The sequence below is a fragment of the Hallella faecis genome, from assembly GCF_018789675.1.
In the GTDB taxonomy this organism is placed as follows: Bacteria; Bacteroidota; Bacteroidia; order Bacteroidales; family Bacteroidaceae; genus Prevotella; species Prevotella faecis.
In genome coordinates, this window is sequence record NZ_JAHKBE010000190.1 from 1 (window position 1) to 267 (window position 267).

Below are 267 nucleotides of genomic sequence, written 5' to 3' on the forward strand. Positions count from 1 at the left end.
TTTCTTGCCTGACCATCACAATGCGTCTAGGCTTCTCCCAACCATTTGCCTGATAGATGGTTTCGGATATTTCCAATCCGTCTGTCAACTCTATCCATTTGCGTTCATGGGTAAGACTGTACTTTATGCGATTATTGAAACGGCAGGCAATGATATAGTGTAACCCTTTCATTTCCAGATAGTCAAGTATTTCCTTTGCAAAGAAACCGCTATCCATGCGGACCAGTCCAACACGTTTGCCCTCAAGTTTTGAGAGCGTGTCCTCAA

The 267-nt window shown here is 43.8% G+C and carries 1 protein-coding gene; it reads right to left on the bottom strand.

Features of this window, described 5'->3' with window-relative positions:
- Window positions 1-267, bottom strand: a 267-nt coding sequence (locus KM934_RS13070; RefSeq protein ID WP_215761066.1) for a transposase, incomplete at both ends; no start/stop codon positions are given.